The sequence below is a fragment of the Pedobacter insulae genome (assembly GCF_900113525.1).
GTDB classification, from domain to species: domain Bacteria; phylum Bacteroidota; class Bacteroidia; order Sphingobacteriales; family Sphingobacteriaceae; genus Pedobacter; species Pedobacter insulae.
In genome coordinates this window covers 36,887-62,857 of the sequence record NZ_FOPP01000002.1, presented here as the reverse complement: position 1 = coordinate 62,857, position 25,971 = coordinate 36,887, and the positions used below count along the sequence as shown (strand labels likewise).

Genomic DNA, 25,971 nt, shown 5'->3' with positions numbered 1-25,971 from the left:
CTTTTAAAAACCTATAAAGATGAAGAAAAAAACTATTGCGTTTGCCCTCTTACTTTCTGTTTTCGCACTAACGGCATGCGGGCAGACAGCAAAACAAAAATCCTCAACAGGCAAAACAATTTCAGGTAAGTTTAAAACCGGCGCTGAGCAAACTGAAAAATATTTTCCTTTATTAAAAGGGAAACGTGTCGCCATTTTAGCGAACCAAACTTCCATAATTGGCGATGAAACAACGGTTGATGTGCTTTTAAGGAACAAAATAAACTTGGTTAAAATATTTGGTCCTGAACATGGTTTTAGAGGGAATGCCAGTGCGGGAGTACACGTAGAAGATGCGGTTGATGCTAAAACCGGCATAAAAGAAATTTCCTTGTACGGCAAACACAATACCCCAACCAAAGAAGAGTTGGCAGACGTTGACGTTGTCATATTCGACATACAGGACGTTGGTGTTCGTTTCTATACCTATATCAACTCATTACAGCATTTAATGGAAGCCTGTGCGGTTAATAACAAAGAAGTAATGATTTTAGATCGCCCGAACCCAAATGGTTTTTACATTGATGGCCCAATTTTAGATCCGAAACATAAGTCGGGCATTGGGCTGCAGCCAATTCCTATCGTACATGGCTTAACAGTTGGCGAATATGCACACATGCTAAATGGTGAAGGATGGTTAAAAGATAAAGTAAAGTGCAAGATCACGGTGATTAAAAATGCTAATTATACACACGAAATGCCTTACGTGCTACCTGTAAAACCATCTCCAAACTTAAATACTGCACAATCTATCTTATTATACCCTAGCACTTGCCTGTTTGAAGGCATATACATCAATCACGGTCGTGGCACCCAATTTCCTTTTACCGTATTGGGCACCCCTTACTTCAAAGGAAAATATAACTTCTCTTACACGCCAACCGGAATTAAAGGAATGGCCGAAACACCCATATTTATGAACGAGGTTTGTTACGGCCTAGATTTAAGAAAATATGATACCGATATTTTTAGAAAAACCAAACAAATAAATATCTCGTGGGTTATTGAATTGTATAAAGCATCACCTCAGAAAGAGGATTTCTTTAACTCTAAATTGAGTAAACAAATGGGTACGATCGAAAAACTCGTTGGAGTGAGCGACTTTAGACAACAAATTATCGCCGGAAAATCAGAAAAAGAAATCCGTGCCAGTTGGGAACCAGGCTTGAGCGAGTACAAACAAATGCGTAAAAAGTACTTACTCTATCCTTAAATTGGGTTGTTATGAACAAAGAAGAACATAAAAAAAGTGAAAAGCCTAGTAATTATCTGGAGCCTCAACCAAAAGGCAAAGTAGATAAGGGGGATAAGGCCGTAAAAAAACCGGAGGATAAAGTTTACAAAGGCTCTCCCAACATGGCGAAAACTAAAAACCCCGCTAAGCAAAAAGAAACTAGCGAGCAACCAGTTCACCCCGTTAAAAGTAGTTAGCATAAGGGCTAACTACTTTTAGCAGCTTCCTTTAAAAATTTCATTAAGACTTTCTCATCATTTTCTATTGCAGCTGCGCTTTTCGATTCGCGGGTATTTATCTTTTTCAAATATTTCCCTAACTCACCCTTTTCAAAACGTTCCAATAAGATGGGATAAACATAGGAACTTTTGCAAACGGCCCTTGTATTCCCTAACTTTCTGGCTACCTCATCTAAAACCTCTACGATAATTTTCTTTCTCGACATTTCAGGATATTGCTCCGTATAACAAGCCAGCTGTCGTAAAGCTTCCAATGTTCCTCCCCAGGTTCTAAAATCTTTGGCAGTAAAATCGCAGTTCGTGATCTCCCTGATGTAGTTATTGATCATTCCAGAATCAACAGGCCTATGTGCTTTTCCATTCTCTGTATAAAATTGAAATAATTCTTGGCCGGGAATATCTTTGCAGCGTTTTATCAATTGGATCAAATTTTTGTGATTTAACTCAATCTCCTGTTTCACACCCTTTTTACCCACAAAGCTCAGCATCGCTTTCGAGTTATGTTCTTTAAAATGTTGATCCTTTAAAGTACTCAGTCCATAACTTCCGTAATTTTTTTTATAACTTTCATTCCCAATTCTAATTAAAGTTTTTTGCATAACATCTGTGCAAATCGCAAGTACTTTCCGTTCGTCCAAATTCTTTCTTCTTAAATCCCTCGCAATTCGCTTTCTGGCAGTGGGCAATACCTTTCCAAATTCTAACAACCTAAAATATTTTTGATCCGATCTTCTGGATGTCCACTCTGGATGATAGCGATACTGCTTTCTTCCGGCAACATCAATCCCGGTAGCCTGCAGGTAGCCATTTTTTTTTGAGGAAATCCAAACTTCCCTCCAGGCAGGAGGCAACACTAATTTCTTTATCCGCTCTAGATCTGCTTCAGCTGAAATACGGGCACCTGTTTTATCGACATAGTAAAATGAACCCGGTTTACCTTTGCGATAAATACCTGGCATTTGAGGGTGGACAAATACTAAACTACTCGAAGCGATAATCTCGGAAGTTGGAACCATATAAATTTTAAAGAAAATGAGTTAAAATTTTAGTTATTTTGCTAAAACAACAAGCATATATGAAAATAGTTTTTATGGGTACGCCCGATTTTGCCGTAGCCTCTTTAAGTGCCTTATTACAAGCGGGTATTGAGATTGCTGGAGTGGTAACCGCAGCCGATAAACCAGCCGGACGGGGACAAAAACTACAAGAAAGCGCCGTAAAAAAATATGCAGTCGCCCAAGGCCTTAAGGTGCTGCAACCTCTAAAACTTAAAGATCCTGTTTTTGTTGAAGCATTACGAAGTTTGGAAGCTGATTTATTTGTAGTAGTAGCCTTTAGGATGTTACCGGAGCTGGTTTGGCAAATGCCCAAAATGGGGACAATCAATCTCCACGGCTCTTTATTACCGCAATACCGCGGTGCTGCACCAATCAATCATGTGATCATTAACGGTGAAAAAGAAACCGGGGTCACAACCTTTTTTTTAAAGCAGGAAATTGATACGGGTGATATTATTTTTTCTGACTCTATAGCTATTCAAGACAGTGAAACTGCTGGAAGTTTACACGACAAACTAATGGTTGTCGGCGCCAATTTATTGGTAAAAACTGTTAAAGCCATTGAAGCCAACGATTATCATGAGGTACCGCAATCGCAATCAGCCAGCGACGAATTGAAAAGCGCGCCCAAAATATTTAAAGATTTTTGTAAAGTTAATTGGAACCAAAAAAACCAAATCGTTTATAACCATATTCGAGGATTAAGTCCGTATCCCACAGCCTTTACAACGTTAAACGATAAAAACCTAAAAATATTTAAGGCAGAGATGGAAAATAAGGAGCCTGGCATTTCTACCGGAGCATTTTTATCAGACGGTAAAACATATTTGAAATTTGCAACCCAAGACGGCTTTATAAAAATTACAGATTTGCAATTCGAAGGTAAAAAGAGAATGCTTGTCGAGGAATTTCTGAGAGGAATGAGGTTGTAAGCTAGCACTAACACACTTTAAAAACTTCGCAGATCATTCAACTTTGCGCTTAAAACTTTAGCCATTTCATTAAAATAGCGCTTCTTTCCGTACCCCATTACCCACCTAATTCCAGAACTAGCATTGGTTACAAAAACCTCTTCTGCTTGTTTCAAAATTTCGGGACTAATTTGCGCTTCAATTACCGGAATATCATTCATTTTAGCAATTTTTAGCACTACACTGCGCATCACGCCCGCGACGCAACCTTCTGACAATGCAGCAGTATAAATTTGGTTCTGATATACTACAAAAACATTTGAACTTGTACTCTCACATAAAAACCCGTTTTGATTTAAGATAATTGCCTCATCCAAACGGTATTGTTTCTGATATAAACCAGCCATCACATATAAAAGTGAATTACTGGTTTTATAATTTGATAATTTATTAATGGGTTTTGTCAACTCGTCGTACACATCAATAATCAGCCCCTTTCTATTCAGTTCATAATTCCCATCAGGCAACACAACGGCCTCGAGTATGAACCCAGGTTTATTACTTAGGGGTGAATATAGACCTTCACCTTCTCTAAAAACGGAGAGTCTAAAGCGTCCGTTTCCAGTAAATTTATTCCTTCTTGCCAGTTCAACTGCTTTTTGCTTTAAAAAGTAATCGTCAAACAGCTCATAGCTATCCATCTTAAGCGCTTTCATCGCAGCTCTCAATCTATCCGCATGATTTTCAGCAAACTGTAACACCCCATTACACATTCGCATCGACTCAAAAACCCCATCGCCAAATTTAAAACCTCTATTGCTCGATTTTAAAACTGCTTGATCGGATTGAATAAACTCATCGTTAAATAAAATAAAATTCGACATCTTATTGCTGAGGCTGTAGGCTATAATTTCTCCATTTAGTTAATACAGCATCAAAATCAGCTGGCAGAGGCGCTTCAAACTCCATATATTCCTTAGTGGTGGGGTGAACGAACCCCAACGTTTTTGCATGGAGAGCCTGCCTCGGCATCATATCAAAGCAATTGCTTACAAATTGCTTATATTTTGTAAAGGTTGTACCTTTTAAGATCTTATCACCGCCATAATTCGCGTCACTAAACAAGGGATGACCAATATGTTTCATATGTGCTCTAATTTGGTGCGTACGACCTGTTTCCAATTGGCAGGTTATCAACGTTACATAGCCTAGGCGTTCTAAAATACTATAATTAGTCACAGACCATTTACCTTTTTCGTCATCGTCATACATATCCATTATAATTCGATTCTTCAAGCTACGGCCAATATAACCTTCTATCCTACCCGCTTTCTCAATATCTCCCCAAGCTAACGCAATATATTTACGTGTTATTGTATGGTCGAAAAACTGCTTTGCCAACTTCGTCATCGTAATCTCATTCTTGCTGATCAATAGCAAGCCAGAAGTATCCTTGTCTATGCGATGTACCAAACCCGGTCTACCATCATTGCCCGGTAATGTGGGTAATTGTTCAAAATGGTAAGCCAGGGCATTTACTAATGTACCAGTATAATTATTGAACCCTGGATGCACAACCATCCCAGCGGGCTTATTCACTACTAATAAATCCTCATCCTCATAAACAATGTCTATTGGAATATTTTCGGGATATACTTCAGTATCACGTGGTGGATGCGCAAATACAATAGAAATCTCATCAGCGGGCTTAACCTTATAGCTAGATTTCACTACGCCTTTATTAACCAGCACATTACCAGCATCAATCGCATTTTGAATTCTATTGCGTGAAGCATTCACTATACGGTGCATTAAAAACTTGTCAATCCTAAGCAAGGACTGTCCTTTATCTACAACAATATTGAAATGTTCAAATAAATCTTGTTCATCTTCACCTTGCTCAAAAGTTTCATTTTTCATCTTTATTTGATTTTTATTTTAATTGTTGAAGCGCTTTAAAACTATGACATATTTTGAAAAACATATTTCAATGTATCAAAACTAAGCATTTTCCTATTTAAGGTTCTCACCGCAAAAATATGATTAACAATTTGATAATTTGTAAAATTATTTTTGGCTTATTTTTTGCTCAGAAGTCCGGGTAAACACTTAACTTTATGAAAACCATTACCGAAAACTTTAAAATAGTTATTAATTTTTTTCCTTATCTGATTAGAAAAATCTATTTTAGACCCTGATAACCAATCAGGTATATGAAAGTAAAAATAAGTGCTAGCCTTAAAATATTCATCTTTCTCCTTTATCCACTTTCTGCATTCAGCCAAAATGATTTGGGCGATTTATTTCAATCGGGCCCAAATGATGCAGCAAAATTAGTAAATGCGTACATTAATCCTTTATTCAAGGGACTCGGAGTTGGTTTAAACTCCGGGTGGACCAATACCGCAAAAACAAAAAAAACACTTCGATTTGACTTAAGAATCACAGCAACTGCAGCTTTTGTTCCCAATTCAGATAAAGCTTATGATGTTAAAACATTAGGTCTGGAAAACATCAGACCAGTTGACCCTAATAGATCTATCGGACCAACTGCTTTTGGTAAAGATATAGAGGGGCCATTAATGGAGATTTACAACAGTAGCTTACCCGATCCAGATCCTGCAACTTTTCGATTGCCAGAAGGTACAGGATTAAATTTCGTGCCCTCTCCGCAAGTTCAGTTAACTGTAGGTTTGCCTAAGCACATTGATGTTTCTCTGCGATTAGTCCCGGATATAAAAATTGAAGACGGTAAACTTAATCTGTTCGGTGCAGGGGCAAAATTTGAACTATTACCACTATTAATGGGAAAAAAATATAAGGCTACTCCAGTAGACTTAGCCTTAGCCGTTGGATATACCACCCTCAACTTTAATATTCCCCTAGAAATTGACAATCAACCAACAGCAGATCAAGTTGTTGATGTTAAAATGAAAGGATACAGTGCAGAAGCAATCGTCTCAAAAAAACTATTGTTTTTTACGCCGTTTGCGAGCATTGGCATCCATCGCTCTTCATCAAAATTAAATGCCTTGGGTTATTATGAGTTTGACGTACCCGTTACCCCACAAACGCCAACTGGGAAGCAGACTTATAAAGATCCGATTTCACTAGATCAAACAGACATTAGTGGCCTAAAAGCGAGTTTAGGTTTCCAACTGAATTTAGCTTTTTTTAAGATCTTTGCATCCTATACCCAAGCAAAATATAGTTATGGCAACATCGGAATAGGTTTTGGGACCGGAAAATAATGTATATATATAGTCCGATTCATCGACTTAACTACCAAGCGCTAACCCAGATTTCCGTTAAACGTGATGATTTGATAGACCCTTATATTTCTGGCAATAAATGGAGAAAACTTAAATATGTTTTAGCTGACGTATTCGCAAATAAAAAGTCTCATCTGGTAACTTTTGGGGGCGCCTATTCCAATCACCTCGTTGCAACAGCCGCCTGTGCTGCTCGAAACGAGCTGAAGTCTACCGCATTTGTACGCGGCGAAAAAGTGACAAATGAAATGTTAGTGTTATGCCAGCTCTTCGGTATGCAACTAATTTTTGTAGACCGAGAGAGTTACCGCGACAAAAGGCTTTTATATGCGAAAGTCTTCAGTGAAGATCCTGAAAGCTACTTTATAGATGAGGGGGGCGCTAGTGAAGAAGCGGTGAAGGGATGTGCCGATATAATAAGTGAAATCACTGATACATACGATCATATTTTCTGTGCCGCTGGTACGGGTACTACTGCTGCTGGTTTATTACGGGGAATTAATGAAGCAGGACTATCAACTACTTTACACGTAATTCCTGCATTAAAAAATGGAGATTTTATAGCGGAAGAAATCAATAACTATGAAAAAGACCTAAGCAAACTTCAGTTACATGTAGACTATCACTTTGGGGGTTATGCTAAAACTACTCCTGATTTAATCGATTTTATTAAGAATTTTACGGCAAGCACTGGCTTATTGATAGATCCCGTTTATACTGGCAAAATGTTTTACGCTATTTATGATTTGATAAACATAGGCAAACTTAAAAAAGACGCAAATATCCTTGCTATCCATAGTGGGGGCCTACTCGGAATAATGGGAATGAAAGAAAAATTGTTTACTTAAGTTGGTTATCACTTCCCTTGAATACATTTAAGGTAGCGGTTTTCCAATAAATATAGCCTAAACGGGCGCAGGCATCTGCCACCATAATTTCCACTTCCTTTGATACATCGTTTGCAATTCGCCAACGAATGGTGTATTTACTGTTGTAAGATAAATAGATTACCACGTCTGCTAAAAAGGGTTCGACAAATTCTAATTCTTTCAAATGAATAGTTTGCAACTCCTCAGCAAGCCGCTTCAATCGCGCTGTCATAACCTTCTTTAAAGGTTGATCAGGCAGAACTTCGAAATCAAAAAAGGGTACAACTGTTACAATCATTTTACTAAAAATATTAGCAAATATAGGTTTTTATTTATTGGATTAGTGAAATAAATTGTCAATTTTTTTACATTTTCAGTAAGGCTTTAATTTTCAAACAGATGCATTATTAGCTATATTTAGCTAATTAATTATAAAATTATGCTTCGTAAGAAAATTTTTACCACGCTAGCTATTTTATTGGCGTCGACCCTCGCTTTTAGTCAGTTTACCAAAACAGAAGCTGAGTTACAAGCGCTTGTTGAAAAGACTAATACAGTTGGCTTAGCAGTGGCCGTTGTAAAGAATGGAAAAATAATTTATGCCCACTCGTTTGGCGCTAAAGATGTGGGAAAAAACATTCCATTAAGTAACGGGGATATTTTTAGAATTGCGTCCATTTCCAAATCATTTTCGGCAACTGCCATCATGCAATTGGCAGCAGCCAAAAAACTAACCCTTGCAGATGACTTTAGCAAATTGGTAGGTTTTAAGGTTAGAAACCCCAAGTTTCCAGAAACCATTATCACCTTAAAAATGATACTCTCTCATACTTCAAGCATTAACGACAGCGAAGGCTACTTTAATCTAGACGTAATTAATCCGGAAAAGGGTAAAAATTGGGAAAAATGTTATAATGATTATGAGCCGGGAAAAGGATATGCCTATTGTAACTTAAATTTCAATATGGTTGGTGCGGTGATTGAAAAAATAACTGGCGAGCGCTTTGATAGCTATATTAAAAACCATGTATTAAATCCTCTAGGCCTTTATGGCGGATATTGGGTCGAATCACTGAATCCAGCGCTTTTTACTACGCTGTACGAATACAATGCCTCGGAGAAAAAATTTGTTCCTTCACCAATGGCGTATGCACCTCGAACTGAAGAAATCAACAATTATGTGATGGGTTATAGTACCCCGATCTTTTCGCCTACCGGCGGAATGAAAATATCTGCAACGGACTTGGCAAAATACATGACCATGCATATGTACTACGGTAAATACGATGGCAAACGAATTATCACCAAAAAGTATGCGAAATTGATGCAGACAAAAATTTCGGATAAAGAAACTTATGGACTCGCTATTACCACCACTGATAAATTAATTAACGGAAAAACGTTAAAAGGACATACAGGTTCGGCCTACGGCCTTTTTAGCGCCATGTTTTTTGATCCTAAGGAGAAATTTGGCATGGTAGTAATTACCAATGGAACCAACGGAGGCTATACGGATGGTTTCAATAATATCATTAAGTCGAGTTTTAACGTTTTATATGAAAATTTAGTCAAATAGATTTATCCACAGATGTGTAAAAGTTTTATTCAAATTAAAACCATTAAATGCCTAGCTTGTTATCATCATAAAGGCGACAAAAAAAGTCCTGTGAACGGGTAATCCGTGTAGGGCAGGCACACCATAAATAGTTAAAAAAGGTTCATAAAAAGATATGAACCTTTTTTATTTTTCCACATTCGTTACAACTTGCAAAATATTTCCCCAAAAACATACTTTAAATCGTTTAAACCTATATTTTGAAGACGTTATCAAAATAGTGCTTAAATTTGATAATTAGGCACTTTTCACTACTTTTGAGATACCCAAATATATTGTTATGTATCAACTTAGTATATCACCAGATCAAGTAAGTAAGACCTTACAGCAACATATCCTTGCAGATGGATTCGACTTAACTTATGATATGGAAAAAAGTGAAGGAGCCTATATTTATGATTCAAAATATAAACGTAGGCTATTAGATTTTTTTACTTGCTTTGCATCAGTACCTCTCGGTTACAACCATCCAAAAATGGTGAATGATGAGAATTTTAAGAAAAACCTGCTGCTTGCAGCAATCGCCAATCCATCCAATGCTGATGTTTACACCCAACAATATGCAGAATTTGTAGCAACATTTTCAAAAATTGGTATTCCATCCTACTTGCCTCATGCCTTTTTTATTGCCGGTGGTGCATTGGCCGTTGAGAATGCTATTAAAGTGGCGATGGATTGGAAGGTTCAAAAGAATTTTGCGAAGGGTTACAAAGAAGAAAAAGGGTTTAAAGTTTTGCATTTCGAGAAAGCATTTCATGGTAGAAGTGGGTATACACTTAGTTTAACCAATACCTTACCAGATAAGACAAAATGGTTTGCCAAATTTGATTGGCCAAGGGTGATAGTACCTGAAGTGAAATTCCCTTTAGATGGTGATAATTTAGCGCAGGCAATTTCTACCGAAGAAATTTCTATTGCTCAAATTAAACAAGCATTTGCAGATCATAAAGATGATATTTGTGCGATTATTATAGAGCCTATTCAATCTGAAGGTGGTGACAATCACCTACGTGAAGAATTCTTAATTCAATTACGCCAACTTGCAGACGAAAATGAAGCATTTTTAATTTACGATGAAATTCAAACCGGAGTTGGTTTAACAGGAAAGTTCTGGTGCCATCAACATTTTAATGAACAAGCCAGGCCTGACATCATTGCATTTGGCAAGAAGATGCAGATATGTGGCATCCTTGTAGGCAGCAAGGTTGATGAAATCGAAACAAACGTATTTAAGGTTCCTTCTCGCATTAATTCTACCTGGGGAGGTAATTTGGTAGATATGGTTCGATCCACTCAAATCTTACAAATTGTTGCGGAAGATAAACTTTGTGAGAATGCAGCTACGGTGGGGAAATATTTAACCGATAAACTAAATGCCCTTGCACAAAAACATGATAAAATGATAAATGTCCGCGGCAGGGGCCTCTTAGCATCATTTGATCTTCCCAACAAAGAGATGCGAAACACCTTTATCCAAAAAGGATTGGAAAATAATGTTATGTTTTTAGGTTGTGGCAACCAAACAATCCGTTTTCGCCCAGCTTTGTGTATAGAAAAACAGCATATTGATTTAGGAATGGAAGTAATGGAGAAAATACTGCCAGGTCTTTAAACCTATTAGACACTTTAAAAAATTACGATAGCGAACGAATGGCAAAAAAATACCCTAAGATCTTAATAATCCTGCTCGTCTTAGTGATCATAACCTGGTTGATAAAAGATACCTTTACACAGCGGAATGTTACAGATCTTAATGGTAGCTTCACGCAAAAGGCAAGCTACCGTAATGAGAACAATACGGGTCCTATTCAGCGTATTTACTCGGTCACTGTTCGAGATATAGCAAATGCAGAATTTGAAACCTATGGTAACCTCATGCCGCACAGCAAATATGGAAATACTAAAGTTTATTTTTTCAAAGAGGGGGAGGCTAGCCCTACAAAACTATATCCGGGAAACTTGAATTTCGATCCTGTTTTCAAAAAAAATTGTATCGCCGTTTATGAAAAAAGTGCAATGGGTAATTTTGGTGTAATTTTAAACCCTTTTATACAAAAGCCGAAAAACCAGTAATTGCTCTTCCAACAATTAGCGTATTAATTTCTTTTGTTCCTTCGTATGAATAAATGGCTTCAGCATCTGCAACAAAGCGGGCAACATCATATTTGAGCAAAATTCCATTTCCTCCCATTACTTCTCTGGCTTTACTCACTACATCACGAGTCCTTAATGAACAAAACACTTTAGCAAGCGAAGCATGCTCATCCGTTAACAATCCTTGGTCTTGTAACTGCGACAAGCGGAAACATAAAGTTTGCATAGCCGTTAAGTTAGAAAGCATTTCCACCAAATGATTTTGTATCAATTGAAAGGAAGCAATCGGTCGGCCAAATTGCTTTCGTGTTTGTGTATAACCTAAAGCTGCCTCATAAGCACCTCTTGCACATCCAACGGCTTGCCAAGCTACACCAGCCCTTGTCATCTTTAATACCTTGGCCGTATCTTTAAATGAATTGGCATTTTGCAGTCTATCAGACTCATCAATCTCGCAATCTGTTAACGTTATAAGGCCATTCTGTACAATACGCAACGCCATCTTATCCATCATTTTCTCGACCGAAAAACCTGCCGTACCTTTTTTTACCAAAAAACCCTTCACCTCCCCATCTTCCAAGTCTCTTGCCCAAATGATTGTTACATCAGCAAACGTCGCGTTACCAATCCATTTCTTTTGTCCGTTGATGATCCATTTATCTCCATTTTTTTTACAAGTTGTCGTTAAACCTCCTGCAGCCGCTGATCCAACCTCTGGTTCTGTTAAGCCGAAAGCTCCGATAATTTTAAATTGCTGCATCGCAGGTAGCCAAAATTGCTTTTGCTCCTCAGATCCACACAAATAAATAGAACCCATTGCTAAACCACTTTGAACGCCAAAAAAGGTAGAAATTGACGTATCGATACGAGCCATTTCCATTGCTAGAATACCCTCCATCAAGTTTGATTTGCCTGGACAACCATATCCTTGATAGGTTAATCCACAAATATTAAGTTCGGCTAATTTTGGAATAATATGATGGGGAAATTCGGCTTTAAGCCAGTAATCATTTACAATTGGTTTAATTTCTGCCTCTAAAAAAGCCCGTACTTTCAATTGTAATGCCCTGTCTTCATCTTTTAGTGCCTCGTCGCCTAAGTGATAAAAATCCCCTTCTATGGGCGGCAGCTCACGCTCTTTCTCTCCTTTTCCCATCATTTTCATCATGCCCGACAATTGTTTGCCATCCAGTGCAGAAATAGTTTCTACCATTTTAGGTAAATCTACTTTTTTAGATAAGGCTTCTAATTGATTAAAATCAACATGCTTAAAAAGCTGATAGGCATTTTTTAACGAAGAGAACAAATTTGCCATAGCTTTTCGATTTATTTCAAGTTGAACAGATTATCTACCCCCAAAAGTTTACGAGAGGTAAAACCTTCTCCATATTTAGCGCCAATGTTTTTTCCAAATTCTCTGGACCTTGCAATTACCGCTTCCAAAAACTCTGGAGAAGATATATATGTTTGCGGCTCTTTTGTATCTGGACTATCAAACTGTGTTTTAAACGCCTTTATACAAGCTATTTTTCGATCAATAAAATCAGAGATATCAACGATTATATCCGGCTTAATATAACGATCTTGTATATACTGAAGCACCAATCTCGGTCTCCAGGCCTCCTGAACTGTCCCTGCAATACTTGTTTGAATTTTTATCAGACCCGATAAAAAAATCGCATCATTCGCTAAATCTCCCGCCCTCCCGTGATCAGGGTGACGATCATCCAAGGCATTCGTTAAAATAATTTCAGGTTTATATTTCCTCACCATCTTGATTACTTCAAGTTGGTGTGTTTCGTCATTTTTAAAAAACCCATCTTTAAATCGTAAATTCTCTCGTACATGTAATCCTAAAATTTCGCCTGATTCTTTTGCTTCCTGGTCTCGTGTCTCGGCGGTACCGCGGGTTCCTAATTCCCCCCTTGTAAAATCAACAATCCCAACCTTTTTCCCCTCGGCAATGTGTTTTAAAATCGTTCCCGAACAGCCAAGTTCGGCGTCATCTGGATGAACCGCAAAAACAAGTATATCTAACTTCATAACTATTTTCCCTCAGCTAATAAACGCTGAATTTTCTTTTTAACTTTTGATGAACTTGGTTTAGTAAAGGAGTAAAAGAAATCTACTACCTCTCCTTTTCTATTAATTAAGTACTTGTGAAAATTCCATTTAGGGGTGGAATTTAAATGTCCGTTTAGTTTCTTGCTCCTTAAAAATTTAAAAAGTGGGTGGGCTGCATCACCCCTAACCATCACCTTCTCAAAAACTGGAAACTGTACGCCGTAATTTACTTCACAAAATTCGTTCAGTTTACTACCGTCTAAAGGCTCTTGGGAGCCAAAATCATTTGATGGGAATCCCAAAATTTCAAAACCTTCATTAGCATATTCACTTCTTAAATCTTGTAATTCTTTTAACTGTGGGGTAAACCCACATCCTGAAGCGGTATTTACCACTAATAATACCTTATTAGCATAGGCAGCTAGGTTCTGCTCCTTGCCATTTAAAAATTTAACTTTAAACGGATAGATTGTCTGAGTAAAATCCATTATCGATTTATTGATAATATCCTGAATTTACAATGATTGTTTCAATGTCTCTATCTTCCGTAGCGCTATAAGTACTCTTCAGATTATGACCAACAACCCTTGCAATTAATTGATAAGAAAAAGCAGCAAATCCACCTTTCGTTTCTTTAACAATATCGTAAGTGGTTCTACCAACCTCCCTGTTAATCAACTTGGTTAAAATTTGCCCTTGCGTAATAGTTAGTTCCTTAATTTCAGTATTAAACATTTTCTTGATTTCATCGTCACATTGTTTAACCAATCTTTTTTGAGTTTTTTTATCTGTCGTAACCGCTAAATCCCGTTCTAATTGTTCATACCTTCTTTTTGCATACAGTGCATAAGGCATTACTTTTAATACGTTATATCTTAACCTATTAAAGGCAGCCTGATCCGCTGCAGACTTGAAAGTTCTAACGCCTATAATAACCACCTCCTTAAGTGGAAACCAAGGAATCATATAACCATTATCATTCGTTGCGGTGACACGTATTGTATCATTTTTACCGAGTACTGGATAAATTGCTTTTGACGAATTTTCTTGAGCACCGAGTTTATTGCTTGCAATGATGACAATAAATAGAATAAAGAGTTTAGAAAATTTCATAAATTTATGCCTTTACAAAGTTAAAGCTAATTTTATATATTCGTTTAACTACAATCGAATATAATCTTTTATAGCTTAATATACCACATTTTTTACCTAAAAAAAACAAATGAAGACAACTTTAGTAATTGATTTAGAAGCAGAGAAGCAAGAAATCCTCAAAAGATATCGAGCATTGCTACGGGCATCAAAATCTACATTACAAAAAGGAGATAAAAAGGAAATCCGAAAAGCATTCGAAATGGCTCTTGAAAGCCATAAAGACATGCGTCGAAAGTCCGGTGAACCCTATATTTATCATCCTATTGCCGTTGCTCAAATTGCTGCCGAAGAGATTGGCTTAGGTACAACGTCGATTGTTTGCGCTTTATTACACGATGTAGTAGAGGATACAGACATTACCCTAGATGATATCGAGAGAGAATTTGGAAAAAAAACTGCTCGAATAATAGATGGTTTAACCAAAATCTCGGGTGTATTTGACTACAATAGCTCATTACAAGCTGAGAATTTTAGAAAAATGCTGCTTACCTTAGCGGATGACGTAAGGGTAATCTTGATCAAGTTGGCTGACCGTTTGCATAATATGCGAACAATGGATTTTATGCCAAGACAAAAACAACTTAAAATTGCCTCGGAAACTATTTACTTATATGCGCCCTTGGCACACCGATTAGGTTTATATGCTATAAAGTCTGAGTTAGAAGATCTTTCCATGAAATATCTCGAACCAGACACCTATAAATACATTGCAACTCAGTTAAACGAGAAGAAAGCAGAACGAAATTTATTTATTAAAGCATTTGTTGAACCTATCAATCAAATTTTAGAAGAGCAGGGATTAGCATCTAATGTGTATGGTCGGCCAAAGTCCATCCATTCTATTTGGAATAAAATGAAAAAAAAGAATATTCCTTTTGAGGAAGTCTATGATCTTTTTGCCATTAGAATTATTTTGGATAGTGCACCCGAAAAAGAAAAGGCTGATTGTTGGAAGGCCTATTCTATCGTTACAGATTTATACCGCCCTAATCCGGATCGATTGCGTGATTGGGTTTCATCTCCTAAAGGAAACGGATACGAATCATTACATACCACGGTAATGGGTCCAAAGGGTCAATGGGTTGAAGTACAAATTCGTACCCAGCGAATGAACGAAATTGCGGAAAAAGGTTTCGCCGCTCATTGGAAATACAAAGAATCCAGCAATGACAACGGTTTGGATCAATGGATCCTGAAGGTAAGAGAAATGTTGAGCAATCCAGAAGCAAATGCACTCGATTTTCTGGATGATTTCAAGATGAATCTCTTTTCTGATGAAATCTTCATCTTTACCCCAAAAGGCGCACTATTGCAATTACCATTAGGTGCAACAGCTTTAGATTTTGCATTTGAAATTCACACCGATGTTGGCGCAAAATGTATTGGGGCAAAGGTTAATCATAAATTAGTCCCCCTTTCTTATAAGCTGCAGAATGGCGATCAGGTAGAAATTATTACGTCCGGCAAGCAAATCCCAAAAGAAGATTGGCTAAATATTGTGGTAACCGCCAAGGCCAAATCAAAGATTAAATCTTCTTTAAAAGAGGAAAAAAGAAAGATTGCTGAAAATGGCAAGGAAACACTTGAACGAAAATTAAAACAGTTGAAGATCACTTACAATACTGATAATTTAAACAAACTCACCTATTTTTTTAAGCTTCAATCTACACAAGACCTTTTTATTGGAGTTGCAACCGGAAAAATTGAGCTAAAGGATTTAAGAGAATACCTGAATAGCGAAAAAGAAATAGAAAGCAGAGGTTCAGATTATAAAAACACCGATAATCAACACATTGAAGCCTTATTAAATAAAGTAAAAGGGCCAGCATCTGATATTTTACTCATTGGTGAAGATCTTCAAAAAATAGACTACACACTTGCAGTGTGTTGTAATCCTATTCCAGGAGATGATGTATTTGGTTTCGTCACAGTGAATGAGGGTATTAAAATTCATAGGACTAATTGTCCGAACGCTGCACAACTTATGGCAAACTATGGATACCGTGTAGTGAAAGCCAAGTGGAACAGACAACAAGAACTTACTTTTTTAACAGGGTTACACATTGTAGGTATTGATGACGTAGGGTTAATCAACAATATCACCAAAGTAATTTCAAACGATTTTAAAGTTAATATGCGTTCTATTACAGTAGATACCAATGACGGGATTTTTGATGGATCAATTAAGGTATTTGTAAACGACAAGGAACATTTAGATGAACTGATCCTAAATTTACTGGAAGTTAAGGGGGTTACTGGTGTAACGAGATTTGACGCTTAAAAAACAATTTAACAATATAACATTTTATTAACATCAATCGACCCAATCCTTTAATGGGTGAAATCTTTTTAATACCTTTGAACAGGAGTTTAAAACTATGTCTGTACAGAATACCAATGAGTTAGTTAGAAAAATTTTTGAAGCTTATTTAGAGAACAAAAATTTAAGGAAAACGCCTGAAAGGTTCGCCATTTTGGAGGAAATCTATTCAAGAAATGATCATTTTGATGTAGAAACACTTTACATCCATATGAAAAACCAGAAATATCGTGTAAGTAGAGCTACGGTGTATAATACGCTGGAATTACTTGTTTCCTGTGATTTAGTTACGAAGCACCAATTTGGTAAAAACATGGCGCAATTTGAAAAGTCTTACGGCTATCACCAACATGATCATGTAATTTGTATCGACTGTGGTAAAGTTGTTGAGTTCTGCGATCCACGAATTCATCAGATTCAAAGTATGGTTGGCGATCTATTAAAATTTGACATCAAACACCATTCACTAAATCTTTATGGAGTTTGTTTTGATTGTAGTGCTGCTGCTACTATAAAATCAGCCGCAGCTCAAAAATCGCAGTCCACCTAATAATCTTAATCAAATAATATATTCTATAATTTAAAATAATGACGCAAGTAGACGTATTGCTAGGCCTTCAATGGGGCGATGAAGGAAAAGGAAAAATTGTTGATGTGCTAAGTCCTCAATATGACTTGATAGCCCGTTTCCAGGGAGGTCCGAATGCAGGTCACACTTTAGAGTTTGATGGCAAGAAATTTGTACTAAACACTATTCCTTCCGGTATTTTCAATGAAAACATCATGAACTTAATTGGTAATGGAGTAGTTATCGACCCTATTATTCTTAAGAGAGAACTAGATAATTTAAAAAAGGCCGGTCATGATCCTGTAACAACAGGAAAATTGGTACTCGCCCGTAAGGCGCACTTGATTTTACCTACCCATCAATTACTGGATGCTGCTAATGAACAAAAAATGGGCGCAGGCAAAATTGGTTCAACATTAAAAGGAATTGGACCAACCTATATGGATAAAACCGGCCGCAATGGTTTGCGTGTCGGCGACACCACTCTTCCTAACTTTAAAGAGAAATATAATAAATTAGTAGAAAAACACAAAGAAATTCTTTCTCATTACGAATATGAATATGATCTAGCAGAGAAAGAAGCCGCATTCTTTGAAGCAATTGAATTTATTAAAACTATCCCACATGTTGATAGCGAACATTTTGTAAATAACTACCTCAAGGAAGGCAAAAAAGTTTTAGCAGAGGGGGCACAGGGAACATTATTAGATGTCGACTTTGGTTCTTATCCTTTCGTAACCTCTTCAAATACTACAACTGCAGGTGCCTGTACAGGGTTGGGCATTGCCCCAAATAAAGTGGGGAGCGTGTTTGGAATTTTTAAAGCCTATTGCACCCGTGTGGGTGGTGGACCGTTTCCAACAGAGCTTGATGATGAAGTTGGAGAAAATCTTCGTCAAATTGGACATGAGTTTGGCGCTACAACAGGCCGAGCTCGCAGATGTGGATGGATTGATTTACCTGCATTAAAATATGCTATTATGTTAAATGGCGTAACCGAATTGATCATGATGAAAGCTGATGTGTTAGATAGCTTCGAGACCATATATGCCTGTACTCATTATGAATATAACGGGGAAACAATTGACTATATGCCATATGATATTATATCAATACAACCAAAACCTGTATTAAAAGCAATCGAGGGTTGGAAAAAAGGCCTAACAAAAATTACTTCAATTGATCAAATTCCAAGTCAACTCGTTAACTATATTGCATTTTTGGAAAAAGAATTAGAGGTTCCAATTAAATTTCTTTCTGTTGGACCAGATAGAACACAGACCTTAATTTTAAAATAATTTATTTAAAAATTAAGCCCCAAGAAATACTTTGACGAGCTTTTTAAAGTTTGTCAAAGTATTTCAAAATGCTTACTTCTGGTGCCGATTGAAATGAACGCGAAAGAAATGAGTGCATTTAAACAAAAGGCATTACAATGGGCCAGCAATTTCCCAGTTTGTTGCTGCCTTGATTCAAATCGGTATAGCGATCCTTATACACAATACGATTGCTTAATTGCTGTAGGTGCAACAGCTGAACTCAGCGCAAAATCGGGCGATGCTTTTGCTCAATTGCTCGAATTCTACAAAGAAAACAATAACTGGGTTTTTGGGCTATTTAGTTATGAGCTTAAAAATGAAGTGGAGCAATTAAGCTCCTCGCACAATGATCAATTAGATTTTCCCGATTTGTTTTTCTTCGTGCCAAAGTATTTAATTGCCGTAGGAGAGAAAAATATAACCGTGATAATAGGTGATTCTGATATTATCTCAATCATTTCTGAAACACCTATTTATTCCGAGTTTAGCACCCCCAAGGTAGACATTAAAACCCGCACCAGCAGGGAAGATTATATTACAACCGTTAAAAAGCTACAAGAACACATTAAAAGAGGCGATATCTATGAGGTAAACTTCTGTCAGGAGTTTTTCTCAGAAAACGCAAAAATTGATCCGTTAGCTATATATCAATCCCTAAGCCTTCTCTCTCCTACTCCTTTTGCTGGCTTTTTCAAAATTTATGATCGTTATATTTTATCGGCTACGCCCGAAAGGTTTTTATGTAAACGGGGTAATAAATTAATTTCTCAACCAATAAAAGGTACAGCTAAGCGAAGCATGGATCTTAAGGTAGATGAGCTAATCAAAGAGGGTTTAAAATCCAGCATTAAAGAGCAAGCCGAAAATGTAATGATTGTAGATTTAGTTCGAAATGATCTAACAAAAAGTGCAGTTAAAGGAACCGTTAAAGTTGATGAATTATTTGGCATTTATACCTTTCCACAGGTTCATCAAATGATTTCGACAATTAGTTGTGAGCTTCAACCCTCCATTCACTTTATCGAAGCGATTAAAAACACTTTTCCCATGGGCTCTATGACGGGTGCGCCAAAGATTAGAGCAATGGAGCTGATAGATCGGTATGAAAGCGCTAAAAGAGGTGCCTTTTCTGGTTCATTTGGCTGTATCAGTCCAACTGGAGATTTTGACTTTAACGTAATCATTCGCAGCATTTTGTACAATGAAGCCACCCGCTATTTATCTTTTCAAGTGGGTGGCGCAATTACTTATGCAGCTCAGGCGGAACAAGAATACGAAGAGTGCTTGCTTAAAGCTTCGGCAATCATGAAAGTATTGGGTAGCTAGCCGTGCGGTTTATTTCCCGTTATAATTTTTCATTGCCTCTGGCAAGTACCTCTGAATTCGTGAAATCCTAGTCTGATCTGTAGGGTGTGTGCTTAAAAACTCAGGTGGTTTTGACGCACCTTCACTCGCTGCAGCCATGCGTTGCCAAAAAGCCACTGCGGTTTGAGGATTGTAGCCTGCCATTGCCATAAACGATAAACCTAGTCTATCGGCTTCCAACTCCTGATTACGCGAATTTGGAAGGATATAACCCGCTTGCGCACCGATTCCGAACAGTTGATTTACTACGGCTTGAGTACCTTCTGACCTGCCACTGGTAGCCACACCAACCACACCACCGGCTAATTGGGCTTTAAGCATATCCGAAGCTCTTTCTACAGAATGTAGTGCAATCGCATGCGCAATTTCATGTCCCATTACGGTTGCTAATCCCGCATCATCTTTTGTTACTTTTAAAATCCCCGTATAAACGGCAACTTTACCACCTGGCATACACCAGGCGTTAATTTCAGGGCTTTCTATTAAATTGAATTCCCACTTATAGTTTTTTATCTGCTCTCCATAACCATTGGCATTCATATACCTGGTAACAGCAGCTGCGATATTAGCACCTACTCTCTTTACGCGCTGGGCGTCAGAAGAATTGTTAATGACTTTTGTTTTAGGATCGCTAAGAAACTGCGAGTAACCAATTGCTGCTTGTTGCTCTAAATCTGCAGCGCTAACGCCAAAAGTAGTTACTTTACGGCCACTTAAAGGTACAACTGAAGTTGAACAGGAGGATAATGCCAATGTAATACTGGCAATACCGATTATTATAAATTTTTTCATAATCAATGTTTGAGCGCTATCAAAATCTAATGTCCAATAAACAACTGGAACTGAACTTTAGTTTCAAAAGTCTAGATTTTAGTTTTGTTTTTTTTAAACAAGTACACCTTTGACTCCTTTCCCTTCAATAAGCGTTCTAGGTTTTTCTGATGGGTAACTAATATAAGTAGGCAAACACATATTCCATACAATACTTCAGATTTAATGGACGATTGAAGGACGAACACGGTGGCAATTGGAAAGGTAAAGCCAGCGCATATAGAACTTAATGAAACATACTTGGTACTTAAGAGTATCGTCACAAAAACCAGGACACAAAGCATGGCTGCTGAGGGATTGACAGCTAAAATCATCCCAAACAGTGTGGCCACTCCTTTTCCACCCCTAAAACCGGCAAAAATAGGGAACAAATGTCCCATCACTGCAATTACCCCTAAAGCTAATTCGTAATTAACAAATTGAGTTGAATTTTGGGGACCGGTAACAGATAGTCCGATAAAATAGGCGAGTTTGGTTGCAGTATAACCCTTAAATATATCAATCAGCATTACTGCTATACCCGCTTTTTTCCCAAGTACCCTAAATGTATTTGTAGCACCTGCATTCCCGCTTCCATACTCCCGGACATCAACACCATAAAATGCCTGCCCTAGCCAAACAGCTGTAGGAATAGAGCCTAAAAGATAAGCAGCAATCAATGCTGAAATGGAATAGATCGAAATCATAGACCTACAATTATACTAAAAAAATCAGATCCAAACACCTAGAATTTCATGATTAATATGCTTTAAGGCTTAGGTCTAAGCTTTTAACTGAGTGGGTTAAAGCTCCCATAGAAATATAATCGACCCCACAAGCAGCATAATCGGTTACGTTTTCTTCCACTATACCGCCTGATGCTTCAGTAATAAACCTCCCGTTTACAAGCGCAACTGCTTCCTTTAAGGCCGGTAGTTCAAAATTATCAAGCATAATACGCTGAACATTGCCCACAGCCAGAACTTGTTGAAGTTCATCAAGGTTCCTGACTTCAATTTCAATAGGTAAAGACTTATTCGTGTTAGCCAGATATGCATTTGCTGACTCAATCGCCTTTGCTATTCCACCCGCATAATCTACGTGATTGTCTTTAATTAAAATCATATCATATAACCCTATTCTATGATTTACGCCCCCTCCAATTTTAACCGCCCATTTTTCAAGATAGCGCAAGCCAGGGGTGGTTTTCCGTGTATCCAAGATTTTGGTATCATACGGTTCCAAGAGTTCTACAACGCGATTAGTTTTTGTTGCAATTCCACTCATTCTTTGCATGCAATTAAGCACCAACCTTTCGGCTAAAAGAATCGCATGGGTGCTTCCTGAAACCTTTAAAGCTATATCTCCTATATTAACCTTCGAACCATCAGTGAGCAAAACTGTTACGACCAAGCTTGGATCAATTTGGTGGAAAATTTCAATCGCAAGTTCCACGCCTGCTAAAATCCCATTTTCTTTAACGATTAATTTTGCCTTACCTTGGGTATTTAAAGGTATAGTTGCAAGTGAGGTATGATCGCCATCACCAACGTCCTCGGCAATAGCATTTTCAATAAAGAGATTGATTATTTTTTTATCCAAAGCACTTTTTTAAGACGCAAAATTAGCGATTAAGTCTATAAAATACTAAACTTAATCTTTTTCAATCCTTAACTCCGTGATTAAGAAAACATTGGTTGTTTTTTGACGCATTAAGGTTACCGTTACCCTATATTTTAAAGTCTTCGTTTGAAGTGAAAATATCCCGTATCGATAATTCGGATTGCTATTTAGTCGATGGATAATAGCAATTTTACTGGGTGTATTTTTACTAAAAAAATCTTTTAAAATTTGTTCTGACTGTGCTTTACTGTATACATCTTCTTGATCTATGATGAGTAATTCTATGGACGACGAGAAATTCTTAGCGATTTCCTTAGAATTACCATTTTTAAAATGCACGGCTAATTCATCCACAATATCTGCCTGAGGAGCACTATTGGTGATAAATTGAAAAAAAAGCATAAAGACGAATAGCAACGATTTCATTATTGTGTGTTAATACACAAATAATCCAGCTAAAATTATGCCATTAATAAATCATATTGAATAAATTCTTTCCATTAAAACAGCAATACCGCTATATTTGTTTTGAAGAACCAAGCATATTTTAAAATTTAATGATGAATAACAAGAAACTAGTACTATTAATACTTGATGGTTGGGGCTATGGCAATAGAGATCACTCGGACGCAGCATTCATGGCAAACACGCCTTTTTTCGACTATCTTTTAAATAACTATCCGAATAGTAAACTTGAGGCTTCGGGTGAAGCAGTTGGGCTGCCTGAAGGACAAATGGGGAATTCTGAAGTTGGCCATATGAACCTGGGTGCCGGGAGAGTTGTTTATCAAGAGCTTGGACGCATCAATAAGGCTATTAAAGACCATACTTTAAACCACAATCAAACATTAATAGATGCCCTTAATTATGCTAAAAAAAATCAGAAAGCGGTTCATTTAATAGGTCTGGCTTCCGACGGAGGAGTTCATGCTCACCTTGAGCATTTAAAAGCATTGTGTGATATTGCCCACGAAAATGATTTACAAGACGTTTTTATCCATGCGTTTTTAGATGGGAGAGATACAGATCCCAACGCAGGTTTAGGGTATATAAATGATTTGAACCAGCATCTTCAAACATCAACTGGAAAAATTGCAAGTTTAATAGGGAGATATTATGCGATGGATAGAGATAGCAGGTGGGAACGCGTAAAATTAGCCTATGATGTGATGGTTGGCGGAATAGGAACCAAAACAAGAAATGCCGAAAAAGAAATTCAAAATTCATATCAAGATGGAATAACTGATGAATTTATGAAACCTATTGTTATGACCGATGCTTTGGGTAATCCAATCGCCACAATAATGGAGGATGATGTGGTGATATGCTTCAACTACAGAACAGACAGGGGTCGCGAAATTACCTCAGCATTATGCCAGAAAGACTATCCTGAATTTGGCATGAAAAAACTACCGTTATATTATGTAACCATGACAAGTTATGATGATAATTTTGAAAATGTTAAAGTAGTTTTTACTAAAGATGACCTTTCACAAACACTGGGAGAAGTATTGGAAACTAATCATAAAAAGCAAATCAGAATTGCAGAGACCGAAAAGTATCCACACGTAACTTTCTTTTTCTCTGGTGGCCGGGAAAAGGAGTTTAACTTAGAGAAAAGAATATTGGTACCATCTCCAAAAGTTGCGACTTATGATCTTCAACCTGAAATGAGTGCAGAGGGTATTACCACCGCTATAATCGGTGAATTAGAAAAGGGCTGGCCAGATTTTGTCTGCCTTAACTTTGCAAATCCGGATATGGTTGGGCATACCGGGGTTTTTAATGCAGTAATTAAGGCGGTTGAGACAGCAGATCGATGTGCAGAAAAAGTAGTAAAAGCTGGAATTGAAAACGGTTACTCGTTTATTATTTTAGCGGATCATGGAAACTCTGAATATATGGTAAATAATGATGGATCGGTCAATACCGCCCACACGACTAATTTAGTACCCTGTATTTTAATAGATAAAGATTATAAAAGTATTGCCGATGGAAAGCTAGGTGATGTTGCACCAACAATTTTAAAAATAATGGGTATCGAAGTTCCAGAAATTATGACAGGAAATCGTTTGGTATAATGAGGTTAATAAAAATTGTTTTTTTGTTAATGATACTGAACGGATGTTCTCAAACGGACCAGCCAAAAATAACGGTTAAAGCATATTTTGACTTAAAAGGTTATTTCGAAAATGAGGCTGATCGTTTAGATCAACTCGGCTTAAAAGTTAACAAATCCGTTGCTATAAATGGAATAGAAGAGCACAAAACTATTAAAATTGAGGACTTTAACAATGAGTTAAGCTCGTTTATTGCCCTGGACATCAATAAAGCGTCTTGGAGGGGCGATTTTACCGTAAAAAAGGAAAAGGATATAACTGTTTACACCGCCAACAACGAAAAAATACCTGTTAAAAAGCTAGAAATCCAATTTCGAAACAATCATGTTTCCTCAATCTTAATCATTAATAAGGTTGATAATATTTTATATCGCTCTGCGGATACGCTAGTTTATAAACCAAATCAATTCTACGAAATAAGAAAAACCCAAAAGATAAAATTATTGAAGCAGAAAAAATATATTGTTAAAGGGAAACTTGCTACTTAAGACTTGCTACCTGCGCTTTAACGTAGTCCATTAAATCGATAATATCCCTGCGTAGGGGCTGAACTGTTAAAACCTTTTGAAAATCAGCGATCGAATTGTTAAAAACAGCAACACAGGCTGTTTTCTCAGCCGATTTTTTAATCTTATAGGATCTAAAAATCGCATAATCTTTATAGGCTATCCCCCTATTTTGCAAAATCTGAATATCTTCTTCTCCATTAATTTCAATGGCTTTCGTGAAATCTTTTATAGCAGATACGTAAAAATTTTCTCTCATTTGACTTAATGCTTGTTTAGGAGCATTTGCAATTGTCAACCTTGCTTTTCCTCTGTAGTAATAAGCAGAATAATCATTTGGCTTGATGGTGATCAACCTACTGTAAGCTGAAATAGCATTCTCAAAATCACCACATTGAAAATAAGAATAACCAAGCGCTCTAAGCACGTTTGCATTGTTGGGGTCGGCATTATCTGCCTTCTCTAATTGCGCAACCGCACCTTTGAAATCTCCCTTCATCCAAGCTTGCATCCCCATCTTTTCAAAATTATTTTGTGCATATGATGAAAAGGTTGAACTAAATAGAACAATTAATAAAATTTTATTTTTCAAGTAAGTCATTAAGCGTTTTTTTTATTTAAAACAAATCGATTTCTAATATACAACTATCATACCATTTACAAGTATTTAAGCTAAACGTTAAATCTAATTAATTATGATAACTTACAATAAAAAATTAGAGGCTGACTTTTTAACAGATATCCAAGCCTTTCTAATTTTTGGCACAGGAGTTGAAATTATAACCTTTTA

The 25,971-nt window shown here is 37.1% G+C and carries 27 protein-coding genes; 14 read left to right on the top strand and 13 right to left on the bottom strand.

All coding sequences use genetic code 11. The features are described 5' to 3' along the window. The first annotated feature begins 19 nt into the window (after nt 1–19). Together BM207_RS03150 and BM207_RS03145 are read left to right on the top strand one after the other, a co-directional pair. Complete coding sequence (locus BM207_RS03150) at nt 20–1,252, top strand: DUF1343 domain-containing protein (RefSeq protein WP_090992123.1); 1,233 nt, start codon at nt 20–22, stop codon at nt 1,250–1,252. Between the two features lie 11 nt (nt 1,253–1,263). Beyond that, complete coding sequence (locus BM207_RS03145; RefSeq protein ID WP_090992122.1) at nt 1,264–1,470, top strand: hypothetical protein; 207 nt, start codon at nt 1,264–1,266, stop codon at nt 1,468–1,470. An 8-nt stretch (nt 1,471–1,478) separates the two neighbouring features. Here BM207_RS03145 and BM207_RS03140 read toward each other — a convergent pair whose 3' ends face one another. After that, nucleotides 1,479–2,528, bottom strand: coding sequence for a DNA topoisomerase IB (locus tag BM207_RS03140; RefSeq protein WP_090992121.1), 1,050 nt, complete (start codon nt 2,526–2,528; stop codon nt 1,479–1,481). 59 nt (nt 2,529–2,587) lie between these two features. Between BM207_RS03140 and fmt the strand changes: the two genes are divergently transcribed. Next, nucleotides 2,588–3,502 (top strand): methionyl-tRNA formyltransferase, encoded by a 915-nt coding sequence (gene fmt / locus BM207_RS03135; RefSeq protein WP_090992120.1) that lies wholly within the window; start codon nt 2,588–2,590, stop codon nt 3,500–3,502. Between the two features lie 17 nt (nt 3,503–3,519). On the opposite strand, the gene BM207_RS03130 is transcribed toward fmt, so the two are convergent. Next, nucleotides 3,520–4,365 (bottom strand): aminotransferase class IV, encoded by an 846-nt coding sequence (locus tag BM207_RS03130; RefSeq protein WP_090992119.1) that lies wholly within the window; start codon nt 4,363–4,365, stop codon nt 3,520–3,522. Between the two features lies 1 nt (nt 4,366). Next, nucleotides 4,367–5,401 carry an RluA family pseudouridine synthase gene (locus BM207_RS03125; RefSeq protein WP_090992118.1) on the bottom strand — a complete coding sequence of 345 codons (1,035 nt, stop codon included), beginning with the start codon at nt 5,399–5,401 and terminating at the stop codon, nt 4,367–4,369. Between the two features lie 293 nt (nt 5,402–5,694). Here BM207_RS03125 and BM207_RS03120 point away from each other — a divergent pair, with 293 nt between their 5' ends. Continuing rightward, nucleotides 5,695–6,732: a DUF6588 family protein gene (locus BM207_RS03120; protein ID WP_090992117.1), complete on the top strand. Its 1,038-nt coding sequence runs from the start codon at nt 5,695–5,697 to the stop codon at nt 6,730–6,732. Next, entirely contained in the window at nt 6,732–7,601 is an 870-nt protein-coding gene (locus BM207_RS03115) for a 1-aminocyclopropane-1-carboxylate deaminase/D-cysteine desulfhydrase (protein ID WP_090992116.1), read from the top strand. Before BM207_RS03120 ends, BM207_RS03115 begins: the two co-directional genes overlap by 1 nt. Here the strand turns inward: BM207_RS03115 and BM207_RS03110 are convergent. After that, nucleotides 7,594–7,920 carry a hypothetical protein gene (locus BM207_RS03110; protein WP_090992115.1) on the bottom strand — a complete coding sequence of 109 codons (327 nt, stop codon included), beginning with the start codon at nt 7,918–7,920 and terminating at the stop codon, nt 7,594–7,596. The genes BM207_RS03115 and BM207_RS03110 overlap by 8 nt on opposite strands. A gap of 141 nt (nt 7,921–8,061) precedes the next feature. Between BM207_RS03110 and BM207_RS03105 the strand changes: the two genes are divergently transcribed. From BM207_RS03105 to BM207_RS03095, 3 genes are all read left to right on the top strand, one after another. Further along, nucleotides 8,062–9,198, top strand: a complete 1,137-nt coding sequence (locus tag BM207_RS03105; RefSeq protein ID WP_090992114.1) for a serine hydrolase domain-containing protein — start codon at nt 8,062–8,064, stop codon at nt 9,196–9,198. Nucleotides 9,199–9,517: 319 nt separating this feature from the next. Next, nucleotides 9,518–10,849: an L-lysine 6-transaminase gene (gene lat, locus BM207_RS03100; RefSeq protein ID WP_090992113.1), complete on the top strand. Its 1,332-nt coding sequence runs from the start codon at nt 9,518–9,520 to the stop codon at nt 10,847–10,849. A 38-nt stretch (nt 10,850–10,887) separates the two neighbouring features. Then, entirely contained in the window at nt 10,888–11,310 is a 423-nt protein-coding gene (locus BM207_RS03095) for a hypothetical protein (protein ID WP_090992112.1), read from the top strand. On the opposite strand, the gene BM207_RS03090 is transcribed toward BM207_RS03095, so the two are convergent. From BM207_RS03090 to BM207_RS03075, 4 genes are read right to left on the bottom strand one after another with little or no spacing between them, the layout of a single operon-like run. Then, the gene (locus tag BM207_RS03090) at nt 11,285–12,646 is read right to left on the bottom strand and encodes an acyl-CoA dehydrogenase family protein (RefSeq protein WP_090992111.1); all 1,362 of its coding nucleotides are present in this window, start codon (nt 12,644–12,646) and stop codon (nt 11,285–11,287) included. The two genes, BM207_RS03095 and BM207_RS03090, sit on opposite strands and share 26 nt — an antisense overlap. 11 nt (nt 12,647–12,657) lie before the next feature. Next, complete coding sequence (gene bshB1, locus BM207_RS03085) at nt 12,658–13,374, bottom strand: bacillithiol biosynthesis deacetylase BshB1 (RefSeq protein WP_090992110.1); 717 nt, start codon at nt 13,372–13,374, stop codon at nt 12,658–12,660. A gap of 2 nt (nt 13,375–13,376) precedes the next feature. Then, entirely contained in the window at nt 13,377–13,883 is a 507-nt protein-coding gene (locus BM207_RS03080) for a glutathione peroxidase (protein WP_090992109.1), read from the bottom strand. A gap of 7 nt (nt 13,884–13,890) precedes the next feature. Further along, nucleotides 13,891–14,508: a DUF4294 domain-containing protein gene (locus BM207_RS03075; protein ID WP_090992108.1), complete on the bottom strand. Its 618-nt coding sequence runs from the start codon at nt 14,506–14,508 to the stop codon at nt 13,891–13,893. A 109-nt stretch (nt 14,509–14,617) separates the two neighbouring features. On the opposite strand from BM207_RS03075, the gene BM207_RS03070 reads away from it, so the two are divergent. From BM207_RS03070 to BM207_RS03055, 4 genes are all read left to right on the top strand, one after another. After that, the gene (locus BM207_RS03070; RefSeq protein ID WP_090992107.1) at nt 14,618–16,831 is read left to right on the top strand and encodes a RelA/SpoT family protein; all 2,214 of its coding nucleotides are present in this window, start codon (nt 14,618–14,620) and stop codon (nt 16,829–16,831) included. A 97-nt stretch (nt 16,832–16,928) separates the two neighbouring features. After that, a complete protein-coding gene (locus BM207_RS03065; RefSeq protein ID WP_090992106.1) occupies nt 16,929–17,420 on the top strand; it encodes a Fur family transcriptional regulator in 492 nt (163 codons plus the stop codon). 38 nt (nt 17,421–17,458) lie between these two features. Further along, nucleotides 17,459–18,736, top strand: coding sequence for an adenylosuccinate synthase (locus BM207_RS03060; protein WP_090992105.1), 1,278 nt, complete (start codon nt 17,459–17,461; stop codon nt 18,734–18,736). A gap of 108 nt (nt 18,737–18,844) precedes the next feature. Next, nucleotides 18,845–20,083 (top strand): anthranilate synthase component I family protein, encoded by a 1,239-nt coding sequence (locus BM207_RS03055; protein ID WP_245768012.1) that lies wholly within the window; start codon nt 18,845–18,847, stop codon nt 20,081–20,083. Between the two features lie 9 nt (nt 20,084–20,092). Here BM207_RS03055 and BM207_RS03050 read toward each other — a convergent pair whose 3' ends face one another. From BM207_RS03050 to BM207_RS03035, 4 genes are all read right to left on the bottom strand, one after another. Continuing rightward, nucleotides 20,093–20,914: a M48 family metallopeptidase gene (locus BM207_RS03050; RefSeq protein WP_090992104.1), complete on the bottom strand. Its 822-nt coding sequence runs from the start codon at nt 20,912–20,914 to the stop codon at nt 20,093–20,095. Between the two features lie 71 nt (nt 20,915–20,985). Further along, nucleotides 20,986–21,639 carry a glycerol-3-phosphate 1-O-acyltransferase PlsY gene (gene plsY, locus BM207_RS03045; protein ID WP_090992103.1) on the bottom strand — a complete coding sequence of 218 codons (654 nt, stop codon included), beginning with the start codon at nt 21,637–21,639 and terminating at the stop codon, nt 20,986–20,988. Nucleotides 21,640–21,691: 52 nt separating this feature from the next. Beyond that, nucleotides 21,692–22,534: a carboxylating nicotinate-nucleotide diphosphorylase gene (gene nadC, locus BM207_RS03040; protein WP_090992102.1), complete on the bottom strand. Its 843-nt coding sequence runs from the start codon at nt 22,532–22,534 to the stop codon at nt 21,692–21,694. 51 nt (nt 22,535–22,585) lie between these two features. Next, nucleotides 22,586–22,981 (bottom strand): DUF4783 domain-containing protein, encoded by a 396-nt coding sequence (locus tag BM207_RS03035; protein ID WP_090992101.1) that lies wholly within the window; start codon nt 22,979–22,981, stop codon nt 22,586–22,588. A 134-nt stretch (nt 22,982–23,115) separates the two neighbouring features. Here BM207_RS03035 and gpmI point away from each other — a divergent pair, with 134 nt between their 5' ends. Both gpmI and BM207_RS03025 read left to right on the top strand, forming a co-directional pair. Continuing rightward, nucleotides 23,116–24,636 carry a 2,3-bisphosphoglycerate-independent phosphoglycerate mutase gene (gpmI, locus tag BM207_RS03030; RefSeq protein ID WP_090992498.1) on the top strand — a complete coding sequence of 507 codons (1,521 nt, stop codon included), beginning with the start codon at nt 23,116–23,118 and terminating at the stop codon, nt 24,634–24,636. A gap of 29 nt (nt 24,637–24,665) precedes the next feature. Then, nucleotides 24,666–25,163, top strand: a complete 498-nt coding sequence (locus BM207_RS03025; RefSeq protein WP_143095909.1) for a hypothetical protein — start codon at nt 24,666–24,668, stop codon at nt 25,161–25,163. On the opposite strand, the gene BM207_RS03020 is transcribed toward BM207_RS03025, so the two are convergent. Continuing rightward, the gene (locus BM207_RS03020; RefSeq protein WP_090992099.1) at nt 25,156–25,782 is read right to left on the bottom strand and encodes a tetratricopeptide repeat protein; all 627 of its coding nucleotides are present in this window, start codon (nt 25,780–25,782) and stop codon (nt 25,156–25,158) included. The two genes, BM207_RS03025 and BM207_RS03020, sit on opposite strands and share 8 nt — an antisense overlap. Between the last annotated feature and the right edge of the window lie 189 nt (nt 25,783–25,971).

Coding starts and splice junctions, on each gene's coding strand:
- plsY (WP_090992103.1), bottom strand. CDS start 21,639: ATGATTTCGATCTATTCCATTTCAGCATTGATTGCTGCTTATCTTTTA.
- BM207_RS03110 (WP_090992115.1), bottom strand. CDS start 7,920: ATGATTGTAACAGTTGTACCCTTTTTTGATTTCGAAGTTCTGCCTGAT.
- BM207_RS03090 (WP_090992111.1), bottom strand. CDS start 12,646: ATGGCAAATTTGTTCTCTTCGTTAAAAAATGCCTATCAGCTTTTTAAG.
- BM207_RS03080 (WP_090992109.1), bottom strand. CDS start 13,883: ATGGATTTTACTCAGACAATCTATCCGTTTAAAGTTAAATTTTTAAAT.
- bshB1 (WP_090992110.1), bottom strand. CDS start 13,374: ATGAAGTTAGATATACTTGTTTTTGCGGTTCATCCAGATGACGCCGAA.
- BM207_RS03145 (WP_090992122.1), top strand. CDS start 1,264: ATGAACAAAGAAGAACATAAAAAAAGTGAAAAGCCTAGTAATTATCTG.
- BM207_RS03050 (WP_090992104.1), bottom strand. CDS start 20,914: ATGAAAAAATTTATAATAATCGGTATTGCCAGTATTACATTGGCATTA.
- BM207_RS03055 (WP_245768012.1), top strand. CDS start 18,845: ATGAGTGCATTTAAACAAAAGGCATTACAATGGGCCAGCAATTTCCCA.
- BM207_RS03035 (WP_090992101.1), bottom strand. CDS start 22,981: ATGAAATCGTTGCTATTCGTCTTTATGCTTTTTTTTCAATTTATCACC.
- BM207_RS03130 (WP_090992119.1), bottom strand. CDS start 4,365: ATGTCGAATTTTATTTTATTTAACGATGAGTTTATTCAATCCGATCAA.
- BM207_RS03105 (WP_090992114.1), top strand. CDS start 8,062: ATGCTTCGTAAGAAAATTTTTACCACGCTAGCTATTTTATTGGCGTCG.
- BM207_RS03020 (WP_090992099.1), bottom strand. CDS start 25,782: ATGACTTACTTGAAAAATAAAATTTTATTAATTGTTCTATTTAGTTCA.
- BM207_RS03070 (WP_090992107.1), top strand. CDS start 14,618: ATGAAGACAACTTTAGTAATTGATTTAGAAGCAGAGAAGCAAGAAATC.
- BM207_RS03120 (WP_090992117.1), top strand. CDS start 5,695: ATGAAAGTAAAAATAAGTGCTAGCCTTAAAATATTCATCTTTCTCCTT.
- gpmI (WP_090992498.1), top strand. CDS start 23,116: ATGAATAACAAGAAACTAGTACTATTAATACTTGATGGTTGGGGCTAT.
- BM207_RS03150 (WP_090992123.1), top strand. CDS start 20: ATGAAGAAAAAAACTATTGCGTTTGCCCTCTTACTTTCTGTTTTCGCA.
- BM207_RS03065 (WP_090992106.1), top strand. CDS start 16,929: ATGTCTGTACAGAATACCAATGAGTTAGTTAGAAAAATTTTTGAAGCT.
- BM207_RS03095 (WP_090992112.1), top strand. CDS start 10,888: ATGGCAAAAAAATACCCTAAGATCTTAATAATCCTGCTCGTCTTAGTG.
- fmt (WP_090992120.1), top strand. CDS start 2,588: ATGAAAATAGTTTTTATGGGTACGCCCGATTTTGCCGTAGCCTCTTTA.
- BM207_RS03140 (WP_090992121.1), bottom strand. CDS start 2,528: ATGGTTCCAACTTCCGAGATTATCGCTTCGAGTAGTTTAGTATTTGTC.
- BM207_RS03115 (WP_090992116.1), top strand. CDS start 6,732: ATGTATATATATAGTCCGATTCATCGACTTAACTACCAAGCGCTAACC.
- BM207_RS03075 (WP_090992108.1), bottom strand. CDS start 14,508: ATGAAATTTTCTAAACTCTTTATTCTATTTATTGTCATCATTGCAAGC.
- BM207_RS03125 (WP_090992118.1), bottom strand. CDS start 5,401: ATGAAAAATGAAACTTTTGAGCAAGGTGAAGATGAACAAGATTTATTT.
- BM207_RS03025 (WP_143095909.1), top strand. CDS start 24,666: ATGATACTGAACGGATGTTCTCAAACGGACCAGCCAAAAATAACGGTT.
- lat (WP_090992113.1), top strand. CDS start 9,518: ATGTATCAACTTAGTATATCACCAGATCAAGTAAGTAAGACCTTACAG.
- BM207_RS03060 (WP_090992105.1), top strand. CDS start 17,459: ATGACGCAAGTAGACGTATTGCTAGGCCTTCAATGGGGCGATGAAGGA.